The following is a 17,080-nucleotide window of genomic DNA, read 5'->3' on the forward strand; positions in this document are numbered from 1 at the left end:
GACTGTCCTTCGTCACGCGGTGCCGCCGGGGCGGCGGGGAGGGATACGGCGGGTACGGCTGCGGCGGGCGGCGGCGCGCAGGGCAGCCCGGGCCAGCTCCGGCCGGTCGGCGGCACCGTCGAGGCTGGCGGCGAGCGCCCGGACGGTGGGGTGGCGGAACAGGTCGAGCATCTTGATGGACCGGCCGGTGGCGGCGATCAGCCGGGCGTGCACGGCGGCGAGCGCGAGGGAGTGCCCGCCGATGTCGAAGAAGTTGTCGGTCACCCCGACCCGGTCGCGCTCCAACACCTCCCGCCAGATCCCGGCGATCAGCTCCTCGGTCTCGGTGAGCCCGTCCGGGCCAGCGGGCATCAGGGCCGGCGGAGGGCCGGCCGCGTCGCCACCGGCGACGGTCATCGCGCCGAGCTGCGGCACCCGCACGGTGGGTCGGGGCAGCGCGGCGGCCACCTCGCGGGCCGGCGTGTCCGGCGCGGCGGCCAGCGCGCTCACCAGGTCCGCCAGGTCGGCGAGCAGGTCGTCGATGCGGGCGGGGTCGAACAGGTCCGGGTTGTAGACCACCTCGACGCCGGTACGGCCGCCTGTCTGCACCACGTAGACGGTGATGTCGAACGGTGAGCCCGGTTTGGGCACCGGCACCGGCTCGGCGGTCAGCCCGGTCAGCGTCAACCGGGGCGGCGCGAAGTTGAGCACGTTGAACAGCACCTGCACCAGCGGCGCGCGGGCGGTGTCCCGGCCGACGCCGAGGGCCTCGACGATGCGTTCCAGCGGCGCCCCGGGGTGAGCGGTGGCCTCGTGCAGCTCCCCGGCACACCGGTCGACCAGCTCGGCGAAGCTCGCCCCGCCGGTGCGAACCCGCACCGGCACCGTGTCGATGAAGAAGCCGATCACGTCGTCGAAGGCGGCCAGCCGCCGGTCGGCGACGATCGCGCCGAGCACGTGGTCGTCGCCGCCGGTGAGCCGCGCGATCAGCTCACCGAAGGCGGCCAGCAGCACCGCGGCGACCGTGGTGCCACGCCGCTCGGCCAGCTCGCGGACCGCGCGGTCGGTGTCGGCGGACAGCCGGACGGCCGCCTCCACCCCGGCGTAGGTCTGCACGGCCGGTCGGGGCCGGTCCCGGGGCAGGTCCAGCACCGTCGGTACGCCGTCCAGGTGCGCGGTCCACCAGGCCAGGTCGGTCGCGCCGCGCAGCCGGTCCCGCTCGGCCCGCCACACCGCGTAGTCGGCGTACCGGGCGGGCAGCTCCGGCAGCGCCGGCGGCTGGCCGGCCACCGCCTGGGCGTACCCGGCGGCCAGGTCGTCGTAGCAGACCCGCTCGGACCAGCCGTCGAAGACGGCGTGGTGCCAGGTGGCGGCCAGCACGTGCTCGGCCGGGCCGAGCCGGTAGACGGTCACCTGCCAGGGCGGCCCGGTGGCCAGGTCGAAGGGGTGCGCGGCGCCAGCGGCGAGCATCCGGGCCAGCTCCGCCTCCGGCTCGGCGCTGCCGGTCAGGTCGACCACCGGCACCGCCACGTCGGTCGGCTCGGCGCAGACCGCGTACGGCACGCCGGCGGTCTGCGGGATCCGCCAGCGCAGCACGTCGTGCCGCTCGGCGACGGCCCGCAGCGCCGCGCTGAGCGCGGCCGTGTCCAGCGGGCCGTGCAGCCGGTGCGCCACCGCGATGTTGTACGGCGCGCTGGACGGCGCGAGCTGGTCGACGAACCAGAGTCGGCGCTGCGGCGGGGAGAGGGTGGGCGGGTTGCCGGTGCTCAGACCGTCGGCGCCGACCGGCGCGGCGGCCACCCGCTCGGCCAGTCGGCCGAAGGTGCGCTGGGTGAACACCTCGCGGGTGTCGAGCTGCCGGCCCAGCTCGGCGCGGAGCGCGGCGACCAGGCGCATCGCCGCGATGGAGTTGCCGCCAGCGGCGAGGAAGTCGGTCGCCGGCTCGGGTGCCGAGCCGAGCAGCCGGGTCCAGATGCCGGCCACCGCCGCCACCACGGACCCACCCGTGGCATCAGGCGTGCGGCCGTCCACAGTCGACGTGGTACGGGCGGCGGCGGCCAGCGCGCGCAGCGCCGGACGGTCCAGCTTGCCGCTGACCGGGCTGACCGGCAGCGTGGCGTGACGCAGCACCCGGGCAGGCAGCATCGCCGTGGTCAGCCGACTGCCGGCGTACGCCCGCAGCCGGCCGTCGTCGGGCGCGTCCGCCGGGCTGAGGAACGCGACCAGCTCGACGCCGGCCGGGCCGGGCACCGCCTCGACCGCCACCCCGGTCACGCCGGGCAGGTCGGCCAGCACGGCCTCCACCTCGCCCAGCTCGATGCGCTGCCCCCGGATCTTGACCTGCCGGTCGACCCGGCCGAGGTAGACGATCCGGCCGTCCGGGTCGTGGCGCACCAGGTCGCCGGTGCGGTACAGCCGCTCGCCGGGCAGCCCGGAGAACGGGTCCGGGACGAACCGCTCGGCGGTCAGCGCCGGCTGGCCCAGATAGCCGTCGGCCAGCCCGGGCCCGCCGATCAGCAGCTCACCTGTCTCGCCCGGCGGCACCGGGTCCAGCGCGGCGTCCACCACGTACGCCCGGTGGTTGGGCAGTGGCCGCCCGATCGGCATCGGATCGGTCTCGGTGGCGCTCAACGGGCCGCTGACCGCCAGCACCGTCGTCTCGGTGGGGCCGTAGCCGTTGAGGAAGCGCCGCCCGGGTGCCCACCGGGCGACCAGCGCGGCCGGCACCGCCTCGCCGCCGCAGAGCACGGTACGCCAGTCGGGCAGCGCGGCCGGGTCCAGCATGGACAGCACGGTGGGCGTGATGAAGCCCCAGTTGACCTCGTGCGCGGCGATGAACCGGGCCAGCCGGACCGGATCGGCGCGGTCCTCGGCGCCGAGCAGCTGCACCGAGCCGCCGAGCAGCAGCGGCACGAACAGGTCCATGGTGGCCGCGTCGAAGCCGAGCGAGGCGATGCCGAGGCTGCGTACGTCGGCGCCGGCGCCGGTGAGCGCGACCACGCCGGTGACGAACTCGACCACGTTGCGGTGGCTGGTGAGCACGCCCTTCGGGCGGCCCGTCGAGCCCGAGGTGAACAGCACGTACGCCGGGTCGCCCGGGCGGGCCGGGCAGGGCGTGAGTGGGGCCGGGCCGGGCAGCCCGACCGCCTCGATGCCGGGCGCGTCGCCGAACTCCGCCTCGGCGGCGTCGCCGACCACCAGGGACACGCCCGCGTCGGCGGCGATCCCGCGCAGCCGCCGACGCGGGCCTCCCGGCTCCAGCGGCACGTAGCAGCCGCCGGCCAGCAACACCCCCAGTACGGTGGCGACCAGCTCGGGCCGGCGGGCGCCACACACCCCCACCCGGGTCTGCCGGCCGACGCCCCGGGCACGCAGCGCGGCGGCCACCCCGGCGGCCAGGGACAGCAGCTCGGCGTAGCTGAGCCGGCTGTCCCACTGGCGCACCGCCACCGCGTCCGGTGTCCGGGCGGCCTGTGCGACCACCAGCTCGGCGATCGTCGCGTCCGGCCAGGGCAGCGGCTCGCCCCGTATCGCGCTGATGGACAGGATGTCGGTCACCGGTTCCCCCCGGGGTAGCTGCTCGGATCGGTGATCTGCAGGCGCAGCTCGCTGACGTAGGCGCGGCCCGCCGCGTCGGTCACCCAGCTGTCGGTCGGCGTCGGCAACAGCTCGCTGACCACGAGCGTCACGTCCGGCCCGCTGCGGGCGGCGGCGTCGACCATCGCGCACAGCGACTGGGCGTAGAGCGGGCCGGTCAGGTCGACGTAGCAGGGTTTGACCTCGGTGCCGACCTTCACGAACACCTGCTCGGGCAGGCCGAGCCGACCCCGCCAGCGGCGTGCCGCGAGGAACCGCGCCGCCTCCCCGGTCACCCCGGCCAGGCCGCTCTCCTCGACCGTGGTCCGCCAGGTGCGTCTGGCCACGACCAGCCGGTCGATGGTGATCCTGGGCGTGTGCGGTGCCGGGTCCAGCAGCTTGAAGGCGTCCACCAGCAGCGAACCGAGCAGGTTGGCGAAGACCTCCATGAGCGGCCACCGGCTGCCGTCGGGCAGCACCACGGCCAGCCGGTCGCCGTCCGGCACCACCCGCACCTCGGTCGCCGGGACCAACCGGTCGACCTCGCCGCCCCGGGCGGTGTCGATGCCGAGCTGCCGGTCGGCCGGGCTGGTCAGCCCGTACGTGGTGCGGGTGGTGACGCGGGGGAAGCCCTCCGGGTAGAGCACCCGGACCCGGGCGGAGCCGAGGTCGGCGTCCAACCCGGCGCGCAGCGCCGCCGGATCGGGGTGGAACGGCACGAACACCGCGCTGTCGAAGGTGGCGTTGGCCGGGTGCAGCTCGCCGAGTACGAGCAGGAACTCGCCCCGGTTCAGCGCGGCCAGGTCGGTGGCGCTGATCTGCACGTCCGGGCTGTGGATCCGGGCCGACGGCCAGCCGGGCGCGCTCGCCGGGAACACCCGCCGGGCCCGGTCGGCCAGCTCCACGCCGCGCAGCCGCAACTCGGGCTGCCCGGGTGGCAGCGCGGCCAGGTCGAACAGGTCCGCCCAGCGGGCGGTGAAGCCGGCGGTGGTGGCGGCCAGCGGACCGTCCTGGGCCATCAGCAGCCCCTGGGCCAGGGACCAGACGTCGGCCAACCGCACCGGCCCGTCGGCGCGCAGCTCGTCGTACAGCTCGGCGAAGATCCGCTCGCAGGCGGCGCCGATCTCGGCGGTCAGCCAGCGGGCCGCCTGGAGCACCACGGCCAGCGGCGTGGCGAGCGCGGCGAGCACCTCGGCGCCCACGCTGACGGTGAGGTCCCGAGCGCTCTCCTCGTAGGCGACCGTGCGGCCGACGTACATCTGACCGGCCTGCCGGGTGGCGGGTCGTCCGGTGACGGCGGTGAACTCCGCGTTCAGCACGGCCAGCGCGGCACCGAGCCGGTCCGGGTCTCCGGCGCTCGCGGCGACTTCGTCGCAGGCCACGCAGAGCCGTTCGAAGCCGGCGCTCACCTCGGCGCGCAACGCGAGATCGCCGATCGCGGCCAGCCTTTCGCGCAGCACCTGCTCGGCCCGGGGGCTGATCGGCAGGCCGGCGTCCCAGGTCAGCAGGCCACGCTCGACCAGCCGGTCGAGCAGCAGGAAGCCGTCGGCATCGGTGCGCAGCCCGGCGTCGCCGTCCGCGCGGACCCGCTCGACCAGGCGTACGGCCGGGGTGCGCCCGTCACAGGAGGCCAGCAACCGTGCGTCGAGGGCGGACAGCTCGACCGGCGGGTGCAGCGGCCGGTGCAGCCACCGGCCCGTCACGCTCAGGTGCGGCGGCAGCGCCGGCGCCCACCAGCGGCGCACGGCCGGGTCGTCGGCGAGCCGGTCGGCGTACGCGATCAGCGCCCACGCCTCGAAGTGGACCTCGCGCCGGGACACCAGCCCAGGTCCCGGCCACAGCCGGGTCGCCGGGTCAGTGGGGTCGAACGTGCCCCAGCAGACCGGGCCGAAGAACCCGATCGTCTCGGCCTTTCCGCAGTAGCGCTGCCAGTAGCGCAGCAGGCTCAGCTCGCGCTTGCGCCGCCGGACGTTGCGCACCATCGGGTCGGTCCGCAGCAGCCCGTCCAGGGCGATCAGCATCTCCGGGTTCTGCCAGGTGACCGCCTCACGCAGCAGCGGGTCGGCGGCGATCCGGCCGGCGGCCGCCGAGGAGTCGGCCAGCGCCACGGCGAACGCCTTGTCGAACATCTCGGCGGCACCGCTGCCGGCACTCGCCCGCCCGTCGGCGGTCTCCTCGGCGGCCAGCAGCGCATCGGCGGCACCGGCAGCGTCCGGGGCGGCGAAGGCGGCCAGCCCGTCGGCCGGGAAGCCGGCGGTGCGCAGCACCACGTGGCGCCACACCGACCAACCCGTGTCGCCCAGGGGCAGCAGGTGGTTCATCGGGCCGACTCCGACTCGTCGGTGTCCACGATGTGCAGCCGCAACTCGCTGAAGTAGCGCCGGCCGGCCGCGTCGGGCACCCAGGCGTCCTGCGCGGTGGGCAGCATCTCGCTGACCACCAGGGTCGTGTCGTCGCCGCCGTCCCGATCGGCCGCCCGGACCATCGCGCAGAACATGTTGGCGAAGGCGGGGCTGCTCAGGTCGACGAAGCACGGCTTGGTCTCGGTGCCGAGCTTGATGTACACCTGCTCCGGCAGGCCCAGCCGACGCCGCCAGTCCCGCACGGCCAGGAAGCGGGCCTGCTCCCCCGTCACCGCGCCGAGCCCACTCGCGCCGACGGTGGTCCGCCAGGTCTGCCGGGCCACCACCAGACGATCCAACGTGATCCGCGGGGTGTACGGCGCGGCGGCGACGAGCTTGAACCCGTCCACGGCGTGCGTGCTGAGCAGGCCGGCGCAGACCTCGGTCAGCGGCCAGCGCTGCCCGTCGGCGCCGGTGACCACCAGCCGGCCGTCCTCATCCCGCACGGTCAGCGCCACGGTGGGCAGCACCCGCTCCGGCTCGGGGTTGGGCGCGGGCGCGAACGCCAACTGTCGGTCGGTCGGGCCGATCAGCGCCTCGGCGACCCGGCTGGTGCGCCGCGGCCAGTCGGTGGGAAAGAGCAGCCGGATCCGGTCCGGGCCGAGATCAGCCTCCAGCGCGGCGCGCAGCCGCTCGACGTCCGGATGTGCGGCGGTGAAGACGTGACAGTCGAACGACGACCAGGCGGCGTGCATCTCGCCGAGCACGACAGTGTAGTCACCGCGGGCCAGCGCGTCCGCGTCCGCCGCACAGATCTGCAGGTCGGGGCTGTGCAGCCGGGCGTTGGACCAGCCCGGCCGGACGGTCGGGAAGACCTCGTCGACCCGGGCGGCGAGGTCCGCCACGTCCAGCCGCACGTCGGTGCTGCCCGGTGGCAGGTCGGCCAGCCCGAACAGCCCGGCCCAGCGGGCGGCGAACTCGCTGGCCACCCCGTCGACCGGGCGCGGCCCGCTGCCCCAGAAGAGGCCCTGCACCAGGAACCACAGGTCGGACAGGGCCACCGGGGCCTCGCCGGCCTCGGCGCGCAGCTCGTCGTACAGCTCCCGGAACACCGCCCCGTACGCCTCATCCAGCGCACCGGCCAGCCAGCGGGCGGCCCGCAGCAGCACGGCCAGCGGCGCGGCGATGTCGTCCAGCAGTGGCGCGCCGAAGACCACGTCCAGGTCCCGACTGGTGTCCTCGTAGCAGAGCGTCCGGCCGGCGTACATCTGCCCGGCCCTGCGCTGCGCCGGCTGCCCGGTGAGGTCGGTGAACGTCTCGTCGAGCGCGTCCAGGGCGGCGCGCAGCCGGTCCGGGTCGCCGGCCGCGACGGCGACCGCGTCCCGCGCGGCGCACAGCCGGTCGAAGCCGGCCTGGGCGGCGGCCCGGGCCGGGGCGTCGCCAACCTCCGTGATCCGCTGCCGCAGCACCTCCTCGGCGGCGGGGCTCACCGGCAGCGCGGCGTCCCAGGTGGCCAGCTCCCGCTCCACCAACCGGTCGAGCAGCGCGTACCCGTCCTCCGGTCGGCGCAACCCGATGGCCGGGTCGGTGACCAGGTCGCGCGCCGGGCGTCGGCCGTCGGCGGCGGCGAGCAGCGCCGCCTCGACCGGGGTCAGCGGTACGGGCGGCCGGCCCGGACGGCGCACCTCCCGGCCGGCGAGGCTCAGCTGCGGGGCCAGCCGTGGCGCCCACCAGCGGCGAAGCGCCAGGTCGCCACCGATCCGCCGCGCGTACTCGGTCAGCGCCCAGGACTCGAACCACACCCAGCGGCGGCGGGTCAGTGCCGCGCCCGCGCGCACCTCGGCGGCGACCGGCAACTCCGGGTCGACGGTGACCCAGCAGCTCGGGCCGAAGAACCCGACGGTCTCATTCTTGCCGCAGTAGCGCTGCCAGTACTTCAGCAGGGCGCGTTCCCGGTCCCGTCGGCGGACGTTGCGGGGCGCGTCCGGGCCGCTCCGGACCAGCCCGTCCAGGGCGACCAGCGCGCCCCGGTTCTGCCAGGTGACCGCCTCGCGCAGCAGCGGGTCGGCAGCCAGCTCGGTGATCCGCCGTCCGGTGGTGGACACCGCCTCGGCGAACTCCTTGTCGAACAGTTCGGCGCCGACGCCGGTGGCCAGCAGCTCGTCCGCGGCGGCGGCGGCCTGCGGGGCGGCCAGCAGGGTCAGCCCGTCGGCCGGAAAGCCGGTGCTGCGCAGGATGGCGTCACGCCACACCGACCAGCCGGTGTCACCGAGCGGCACCCGGTGCCCGTCAGCCGTGCCGCTGGCGGCGGCGAGCGTCCCGACCCGGCCCCGGTCGCCACCGACGGTGGCCCGGTCGGCTGCTCGGTCGGCGGTGAGCGTGGCGGCGGTCAGGTCGGCGCGGATCGCGGTGGCCAGCTCGGGCAGCGCGTCGTGGAGGAAGAAGTGCCCGCCGTCCAGCTCGTGCAGGGTGAATTCGGCGGTGGTGTGCTCCCGCCAGGCGGCGCTCTGCTCGCGAGTCACCGCCCGGTCGTTGCGACCGCTGAACGCGACGATCGGCACCGGCAGCGGCTCCTCAGGCTGGTACCGGTAGCCGTCCACCCGTTCGAAGTCGGCGCGCAGCAGCGGCAGGAGCAACTCGACCAGCTCGGGATGCTCCAGCACCCCGGCGGGCAGCCCGCCGCCGGCCCGCAGCCGGCGCAGCAGCTCCTCATCGTCCACCCGGGACAGCCCGTCGAAGGCGCTGGGCTCGGTGACGTGTGGCGCGCGGGCGCCGCCGACGTAGAGCCGCAGCGGCAACGGGAGCCCGGCGCGGCGCAGCTCGCGGACCACCTCGAAGCCGAGCCGACCGCCCATCGAGTGGCCGTAGAGGGCGTACGGGCCCACGGCCCGCCCGGCGATGGCGGTCGCCACGTCGACCACCCGGAAGCGGGGGTCCTCGCTGATCCGGTTCTCCCGGCCGGGTAGCTGCACCGGCAGCACCTCGATGTCGGGGCCGAACCGGTCCGGGAATGCGCGGAACGCGCTGGCGCCGGCGCCAGCGTAGGGCAGGCAGAACAACTGCACCGGCGCCGGATCGCGGCTGCCGGCGGAGAGGAACCAGTTCACCGCACACCTTTCTGAGGGGGGTCGATCCAGTACCGCTGCCGCTGGAAGGGGTAGGTGGGCAGCGAGGTGCGTCGGATGCCGCCGGCCGGGTGCAGGGCCGTCCAGTCGAGGTCCCGGCCGGCCACCCAGTCGGCGGCGAGCTCGCGCAGCGCACCGGCCGGGCCGGCCACCCGGGCGTCGGTGCTCAGCAGCTCGTCCAGCTCGGCGACCGCCGCGGCCGGGCCGGTGGCGATCACGGCGGCCCGGCAGCCGAACTCGCGCCGGCCCAACGCCAGCGTCGCGGCGACCTCGGCCAGGGTGGGGGCGGTGCCGGCCAGGTGCCGCCGCAGCCGGGTCAGCGCCGCGCGCAGCGCCACCGGGGTACGCGCCGAGACCGGCAGCAGCTGCGCGCCGGCCGACCCGGCGTCGACCGGCTCGACCGGGGGCGGTTGCTCCACCACGACGTGCGCGTTGGTGCCGCCCAGGCCGAACGAGCTGACTCCGGCGACCCGGCGCGGCGCGTCCGGCCAGTCGCGCACCTTGGTCGGTACGTAGAACGGGCCGGCGGCCAGGTCGATCTCCGGGTGCGGACGGGTGAAGTGCAGGTTCGGCGGGATGACGCCGTGCTGCACGGCGAGCACCGTCTTGATCAGCCCGGCGATGCCGGCGGCAGCGTCGAGGTGGCCGATGGTGGTCTTCACCGAGCCGAGCGCGCAGGTCTCGGCGGGCGCGGCGCCCTGGTACACCTCGTGCAACGCGGCCACCTCGATGGCGTCGCCGAGCGGGGTGCCGCTGCCGTGCGCCTCGATGAAGCGGACCTCGCCGGGTGCGACCTCGGCGGCGGCGAGCGCGCCGGCCACCGCGGCGGCCTGCCCGGCCGGCCCGGGCACGGCGTAGCCGGCCCGGTCGGCGCCGTCGTTGGTGACCGCCCAACCGGGCAGGATCGCGAGGACCCGGTCACCGTCGGCCTGCGCGTCGGCGAGCCGGCGCAGCGCCACCACGCCGACACCGGAGCCGAAGCCGGCGCCCTGGGCGGCCTCGTCGAAGGCCCGGCAGCGGCCGTCCGGTGAGGCCAGGCCGCCGGGGGTGTGCCGGTGCCGGGGCCAGGTCACGCTCACACCGCCGGCCAGGGCGATGTCGCACTGGTAGTCGGCCAGGCTCTGCGCGGCGAGGCACACCGCGACCAGCGAGCTGGAGCAGGCGCTCTGCACCGCCACCGCCGGCCCGGTCAGACCCAGCCGGTACGCGACCTGGCCGGGCAGGTGGTCGGTGAGCTGCCGGCCGACCAGCCGGGCCTCCCAGTCGTCCGGGTCGACGTCGCCGACCACGGCCGGGTTGTCCATGAGGTGGAACAGGAAGTAGCGGTTGACGGAGGTGGCGCCGTACACGCCGACCAGGCCGGGGAACCGGGCCGGATCGTGCCCGGCATCCTCCAACGCCTCCCACGCGGTCTCCAGGAACAGCCGGTGCTGCGGGTCGGTACGGGCGGCCTCCCGCTCGCCGAAGGCGAAGAACTCCGCGTCGAAGTCGGCGACCCCGTCGAGCCGGCCGGTGGCCTTGACGTGCCGGGGGTCGGCGCGCAGCCCCGGGCCGACGCCCAGCGCGGCCAACTCCTCGTCGCTGTGATCGTGGATGGCGTCCATGCCGGCGCACAGGTTCCACCAGAAGGTGGCCGCGTCCGGCGCGCCGGGGAACCGGCCGGCGAGACCGACCACCGCGATCTCATCACCGGTGTACTCACGCACACCGACCGGCGCGGCGGACGGGCCGGCGGCGCTCGGCGGCGCGGTGGGCGGGGCCTGTGCCGTGACAACCGCCGGTGCCGGCAGGGCGGCCGGGGTCGGCATGCTCGCCGGTGCTGGCGGGTCGACCAGCCGGGCCTGGGCGGCGACCGTCGGGTGGTCGAAGAGCCGCAGCAGGGGCAGCCGGACGCCGAACCGTTCGGCCAGCCGCTGCTGCACCTGGCCCAGCAACAGGGACTGCCCGCCGACGTCGAAGAAGCTGTCGGTGCGGCCGACCGCGTCCCGGTCGAGCACGGCGCACCAGATGTCGTGCACGATCCGCTCGGTGGGGGTGGCCGGTAGGTCCCCGGCGGGCACGGCCCGGGCCGGGTCCGGCAGTGCCCGCTCGTCGACCTTCCCGCTGACGGTCAGCGGGAACTCCGCGACCGGCACGACGGCGCGGGGCAGCGCGTACTCGGGTAGTTGCCGGGCCAGGGCGGCCCGTAGCGCCGCCGGGTCGACCGGTGTCCCGGCCGGACGGACGTACGCCAGCAGCTCGCCGTCGCGCGCGATGGCCCGCACCTCGGCGATGCCCGGCTCGGCGGCGAGCACCGCCTCGATCTCGGTCAGTTCGACCCGGAACCCACGCACCTTGACCTGACGGTCGAGCCGGCCGAGACAGCGCAGCTCGCCGGTGGGCAGCAGCTCACCCAGGTCGCCTGTGCGGTACACCGGCACACCATCGGGGTCGTGGCCGAACCGGTCGCTGTGCTGGTCGAGGTAGCCGGGTGCGAGGTGTCCACTGCGCACCACGATCTCGCCGTCCGGAGCCAGCCGCAGCGCGTACCCGGGCAGGGCGGTGCCGATCGGCAACGGACCGGTGGCCGTGCGGTCGACGTCGGCCAGCGGCAGCGCGTACCGGGCGGCGAAGGTGAATTCGGTGGCCCCGTAGCCGTTGACCAGCACGCAGCCCGGTGCGAAGCGGCCCCGGGCGCGGGCGGCGTCGGTGTAGCTGGCCTGTTCGCCGCCGAGCAGCACCACCCGGACCCGGTCCAGCCGCTCGACGCCCGGGGTGTCCAGCAGGTACCGGTAGACGGTCGGGGTGGAGTGGTAGATCGTGACGCCGTGCCGGGCCAACTGCTCGGCGGCGTACGCCAGGCCGTGCCGGCGCAGGTCGACCGGCACGACGGCGGCACCGGTGAGGAGCGCTGGGTACAGGTCGGGGATGGCGGCGTCGAAGCTGAACGAGGCGAGCAGGCTGAGCCGGTCATCTGGCCGCAGGTCGAGGGTGGCGATCTGGTTGTCCACCACGTGCGTCAGGTTGCGGTGGCTCTGCCCGACCGCCTTGGGTCGCCCGGTGGAGCCGGAGGTGAACAGCACGTACGCGAGCGCGTCCGGGTCCACCGGCACCGGTCGCAGCGGCGCGGCTCGCACGTCGACGGCCGGGACGACCCGCAGGCCGGACCGGTCGGCGGCGAGGCGCCGGGCCAGTTCGGTGTGCTCGCCACCGCAGAGCAGGACGGTCACCTCGGCACCGTCGAGCAGGTGCCGCAGCCGCTGCTCCGGGAACCCGGGGTCGAGTGGCACGTAGGTGGCCCCGGCGGCGAGCGTGCCGAGGATGGCGGCGATGGTGCTGGCACCGTGCCCGGTCAGCAGGCCGACCCGGACACCGGGCCGGACACCGGCCGCGGCCAGCAGCTCGGCGTGCCCACCGGCCAGGCCGGCGAGGCCGGCGTAGTGGAGCGGGCCGGTGTCGCCGAGCACGGCGGGATGGTCGGGGCAGGCGGCAGCGGCATCGCCGAAGCGATGGATCAGCGTCGAGGTGCCCATCTCAGGAGGCGCACACCGTCGCTCCACAACAGACGGACGCGCAGCAATCGACAGCCAAGATCATGATCCCCCCCAGGACGTCACAATGGAAGGAGCATATGGCTCGATGCATGTCGCGAAAGGTCATCGACTAGAGTCGACCCGAAGGGGCTATCGACGGCTCCGACGAGGGACGGCGAATATCGTCCGATCATCCCCCTGGCGCGGCGCGCAATTTTCGCCTAAAGCGTCAACCGGCAACCATTTTTCCGGTTGCATTTCATTTGCGCAGTGGAATTTCCCGGTCAATAGCACCTCGTCCGAATAGCGACATCAAAACGTTCAATCCCCGACAGATGGCGGCGCAACGGGCGCGACTCCGCCGTCCGGATCGCGCGGCAACCCCGCCACCATCTCCCGGAACTCCCGCACCGTGACCGCCTCGCGCAGCGTCGCGAAGACCGCACCCGTGCCGGCCCGGGCGGTCGCCTCGTCGACCCCGGCCCGCTCCCCCACCAGACGCAGAAACTCCGCCGGTCCGGCGGCCACCGGCGGCCCGGCCGCGGCTCGATCCGTTCCGCCCACATAGCCGTTCAGCTCGTCCGGGAGCTGTCCGGCCAGGTCGGCCGTCGGACAGCCGGTCACCCGTTCGGCCATCGTCTGGAGCACGGCACGAGCCACCACGGCGGCCTGCTCGGTCGGCAGCCCGGAGCGCCGGGACACTGCGTCGATGAAGCGGGGGAACCGCACGCCGCCCTCCTGTCCGCCACGGGACCCGCGCTTACCCGGGCGCGGTCGCGGCAAACGGCGACGCGGTCAGCGCAGCAGGCCCACGGCCCGCAGGTGGTCGAAGATGAGGTGGTCGACCGGCGAGGTGCGGTGCCGGTCGGCGTACCCGAGCCAGGCGGTCTCGGCAATCTCGTTGGCCGGCCGCAACTGCCCCTCGTATCCCGCCCGATAGCAGGTCATCCGCACGGTGGTGCCGGCCGCGTGGCCGTGTGCCTGGGCGCTGAACGTGCCCAGGTGCGCCGCACCGCCCACGTCGACCGTGACGCTCAGCTCCTCCTCGACCTCCCGGCGCAGGGTGTCCAGGTCGGTCTCCCCCGGCTCGCGCTTGCCACCCGGCAGGTACCACACGTCCTTGCCCCGGGACCGGGTGCTCAGCACCAGCCCGTCCTCGATGAGGATCCAGGCCACCTTGTCGATCTCGGACACGCCACCCCTCCCGCCGCTGGGACGGGCACGCTATCACCGGCACCAGCCGGAGCGGGTCACACCGCGTCGGGCGCGGGCTCCTCGGTCAGCAGGTCGAGCAGCAGCGCAGCGGTCCAGCTGAATGCCGGCGAGCCCAGCCCGGCACCGGTGTCCGGATGGAAGTACTCGTGGCAGCCGGCCCCGGCGACCAGCCCGATCATCGACTGGCGCAGCCCGGCGGCCAGCTCGGGATGCCCGTGCGCGAGCAGTCCGCGCCGTACCAGCCACCCGACGTTCAGCCAGCTCGGCCCGCGCCAGTAACGCAGCGGCTCGAAGTCCGGCGCGGTCCGGTCGTAGCTGGGCAGCGGTCGGTCCATCCGCCGAGCCACCCCGAAACGCGCCGACCGCGCCTCGACGACCAGCGCGTCGGCCTGCCGGGTCGGCAGGTCGGGCAGGATCAGCGGTGCCAGCCCGAGCACGGTACGGGCCGGGATGAGCCGGTCTGTGCGCAGGTCACGGGGGGCGAACGTACCGGTGGCCGGGTCGTACAGCCGGCGCACCACGGCCTCGGTGATCCGCGCGGCGCGGGCCCGGTGTGGCCCCGGGTCGGCGCCGACCAGCACGGCGATCCGGGCCAGCGCGTGTTCGGCCGCCCCGAACGCCGCGTTGAACAGCGGGCACTCCACCAGGAACGGGTGCCCGTCGGCCAGGTCCCGGTCGCGGTAGCCCCGGTCCCGGTAGGCGGCGACGATCGCCAGGTAGCGCGCGTAGTCCAGGTCCGTGGGGCGGTGCGCGGCGTCGGCGTGCGCGGTGTCGTGCCGGCGGTACGCGCGCATCACCGCCGCCTCGGCCGGCACGGCGGCCATCGGCTCGTCCCAGGCTGGGCTGTTGTCCAGACCGGACTCCCACGGGTGCACGATGCACACCAGCCCGTCGCCGGTCAGGTCCCGCCGGTCGGCCAGGTAGCGCTGCTGGGCGACCAGCGCGGGATAGAGCCGACGCAGCGCGGCCAGGCCGGCCGGATCGGGCGCCCGCCGGTACGCCAGCCAGGCGGCGAGGGCGTGCACCGGCGGCTGGACCAGGCCCGAGGTGTCGACGGCCGGCGCGCCCTCGGCGCTCGCCGAGCGCCACAGCTCCGGCCCCGGGAAGTACGCGCCGACCCGCATCGCCGGGTTGAACACGATGTGCGGCACCCGTCCGTCGGCCCACTGCGCCCGGAACAGGCTCGCCAGCTCACGCCAGGCCCGCTCGGGACGGACCTGGGCCAGCCCGACGGCGATGAACGCGGAGTCCCAGCTCCACTGGTGTGGGTAGAGCGTGCGCGACGGCACCGTGTGGTCGTGCTCCCAGTTGGCGTCGAGCGTGGCGACCGCGAGCCGGCGCAGCCCGGCGAGATCGGCCGGACCGCCGGTGCGGGTCGGAACGGCGGTCATGCCGCGGCCCGTCGCGGCAGCGCGTGCCGCAGCACCGTGGCGGCCTGCTGGAGGGCGCGGACCGGGTCGCCACGCAGCCGACACTCCAGCGCCAACCAGCCCCGGTAGTCCAGCTCCAGCAGGGTCCGCACCAGCGCCGGCCAGTCCAGGTGCCCGGCACCCGGCTGGTACCGGTTGGAGTCGCTGACCTGCACGTGCCCGAGGTACGGCGCGGCGGAACGCAGCGCCCGGGGCATGTCGTCCTCCTCGATGTTCATGTGGAAGGTGTCGGCGACCACCCGGACCGAGGGCAGCCCGACCGCCGCGCAGAGCGCGACCGCCTCGTCGAGCCGGTTGACCATGTGGTCCTCGTACCGGTTGAGGGGTTCCAGGAAGAGGCTGACCCCCTCGGCCCGGGCATGCTCGCCCAGCTCGCCGAGGGCGTCGAGGAGCACCTGCCGGTCGCCGGTCGGCTGACGCGGCGGTTCGAACGGCGGCAGCCGCCGGGAGAACATCCCCCAGGCCGCCGGGGTCATCGCCCCGACGCCGCCCAGCTCGGCGATCACCGACAACTGGGAGCGCAGGTTGCGCACCGCGTCGGCGGACCGGGCCGGGTCGAAGTCGCCGATGAAGTGGTCCATCTCGACGCAGACGGTGGGCATCACCACCCCGGCGGCGCGGGCCCGGCGCAGTTCGGGCAGCCGGCGGGCGAACGCGAGGTCGCCGCGCCCGCGCAGCTCGATGCCCTGATAGCCGAGGGCGGTGGCGAGGGCGTACTTCTGGATCAGGTCGGTGCCCGGCAGGAGCTGTTCCTGGCAGGCCAGCGCAATGGTGGTCATGAGAACCTCAACACCACTTGAAGGACGTCACCGGCGCCGCGGTCGAGCAGCGCGAGGGCGTCGGCGACCGCGCTGGCGTCGACGATGTGGCTGACCAGCGGCAACGGGTCGACGCTGCGCTCAGCCACCAGTTCCATGAAGGTCTGCGCCACCCGGTCGCCGGTCCACCGGCCGGCCATGCTCGGCGCGGGGGTGGGTCCGGAGACCTGGGCGGCCACCAACTGGATGCGGTTGTGGTGGAACTCCTCGCCGAGGCCGAGGCCGTCGGCCTGGCCCTGGTAGAAACCGGCGGCCACGACGCGGCCGGCGTGTGCGGTGGACCGGATCGCCTCGTGCAGCGCCGGGTACGCCCCGGACAGCTCCAGGCAGACGTCCGCGCCCCGGCCGCCGGTGGCCCGGCGCAGCACGGCGGCGGCGGATTCGGCGCCGGCGTCCACTGCGGACCGGGCACCGTAGCGGGCGGCGTGCTCCAGCCGGTCGGGCATCCGGTCGACCGCCACGACCCGGGCGCCGGAGAGCACCGCGAGCCGGGTGGCGAGCAGCCCGATGACGCCCTGCCCGAAGACACCGACCCAGTCGCCGAGGTGCAGGTCGGCGGCGAGCACGGCGGTCAGCGCGATGGCGCCGGGCCGGGCGAAGACGGCGGCGAGCGGGTCCAGGCCGGCGGGCAACGGGTGGACCACCTCGGCGGCCAGCACGGCCTCGGCGCGGTGCCCCCAGATGCCCCACACCAACTGGCCCGGGTGCCGGTCGGTGACCTCCGGGGCCACCTCGACGATCTCGCCGACCTCCTCGTAGCCGAAGCCGATCAGCGGGTAGGGCACCGGGGTCTGCCGGGGTACGAACATCCGGGCGGCGTCGTCCCAGTCCTTGCTGAGCCGTGGATTGCTGCCCCGGTAGAGGGTCAGCTCGGTGCCGGCCGAGATGCCGGAGTAGCAGGTGCGGACCCGAACCTGGCCGGGGCCGAGCTGATCCGGTGGGCAGGGCTCGAGGCTGATCCGTCGAGGCCCGGCGAGAGAGACAACCCAGTTGCCCATGAGTCACATCCCGGTAGCACTGGGTTCCAGGATAGGCAAAAAATCGCTATATGTCTTGCCATTAATCAATCGAAGGCGTTGAATC

General features: G+C 75.1%; 9 protein-coding genes. All 9 read right to left on the reverse strand.

Annotated elements, in window-relative coordinates:
* Window positions 1-12 precede the first annotated feature (12 nt).
* The 9 genes from ACFY29_RS32100 to ACFY29_RS32140 all read right to left on the reverse strand — a co-directional run bounded on the left by ACFY29_RS32100 (window position 13) and on the right by ACFY29_RS32140 (window position 16,995).
* Window positions 13-3,537, reverse strand: coding sequence for an amino acid adenylation domain-containing protein (locus ACFY29_RS32100; protein ID WP_386992106.1), 3,525 nt, complete (start codon window positions 3,535-3,537; stop codon window positions 13-15).
* Window positions 3,534-5,876 (reverse strand): lantibiotic dehydratase, encoded by a 2,343-nt coding sequence (locus tag ACFY29_RS32105; protein WP_386992108.1) that lies wholly within the window; start codon window positions 5,874-5,876, stop codon window positions 3,534-3,536. The genes ACFY29_RS32100 and ACFY29_RS32105 overlap by 4 nt, the downstream gene beginning before the upstream one ends.
* Entirely contained in the window at window positions 5,873-9,004 is a 3,132-nt protein-coding gene (locus ACFY29_RS32110) for a thioesterase domain-containing protein (protein ID WP_386992110.1), read from the reverse strand. The genes ACFY29_RS32105 and ACFY29_RS32110 overlap by 4 nt, the downstream gene beginning before the upstream one ends.
* Window positions 9,001-12,534 (reverse strand): AMP-binding protein, encoded by a 3,534-nt coding sequence (locus ACFY29_RS32115; RefSeq protein WP_386992112.1) that lies wholly within the window; start codon window positions 12,532-12,534, stop codon window positions 9,001-9,003. The genes ACFY29_RS32110 and ACFY29_RS32115 overlap by 4 nt, the downstream gene beginning before the upstream one ends.
* A 321-nt stretch (window positions 12,535-12,855) precedes the next feature.
* On the reverse strand, window positions 12,856-13,263 hold the full coding sequence (locus tag ACFY29_RS32120) for a DUF2267 domain-containing protein (RefSeq protein WP_386992114.1): 408 nt from the start codon (window positions 13,261-13,263) through the stop codon (window positions 12,856-12,858).
* A gap of 66 nt (window positions 13,264-13,329) precedes the next feature.
* On the reverse strand, window positions 13,330-13,728 hold the full coding sequence (locus ACFY29_RS32125) for an NUDIX domain-containing protein (protein WP_386992116.1): 399 nt from the start codon (window positions 13,726-13,728) through the stop codon (window positions 13,330-13,332).
* Between the two features lie 56 nt (window positions 13,729-13,784).
* Window positions 13,785-15,140, reverse strand: coding sequence for a hypothetical protein (locus tag ACFY29_RS32130; RefSeq protein ID WP_386992118.1), 1,356 nt, complete (start codon window positions 15,138-15,140; stop codon window positions 13,785-13,787).
* Window positions 15,137-15,958, reverse strand: a complete 822-nt coding sequence (locus ACFY29_RS32135; protein WP_386992120.1) for a TIM barrel protein — start codon at window positions 15,956-15,958, stop codon at window positions 15,137-15,139. The genes ACFY29_RS32130 and ACFY29_RS32135 overlap by 4 nt, the downstream gene beginning before the upstream one ends.
* Window positions 15,955-16,995 carry a zinc-binding dehydrogenase gene (locus tag ACFY29_RS32140; protein ID WP_386992122.1) on the reverse strand — a complete coding sequence of 347 codons (1,041 nt, stop codon included), beginning with the start codon at window positions 16,993-16,995 and terminating at the stop codon, window positions 15,955-15,957. The genes ACFY29_RS32135 and ACFY29_RS32140 overlap by 4 nt, the downstream gene beginning before the upstream one ends.
* Window positions 16,996-17,080: the final 85 nt, after the last annotated feature.

Source organism: Micromonospora sp. NPDC000668 (assembly GCF_042897975.1).
In the GTDB taxonomy this organism is placed as follows: domain Bacteria; phylum Actinomycetota; class Actinomycetes; order Mycobacteriales; family Micromonosporaceae; genus Micromonospora.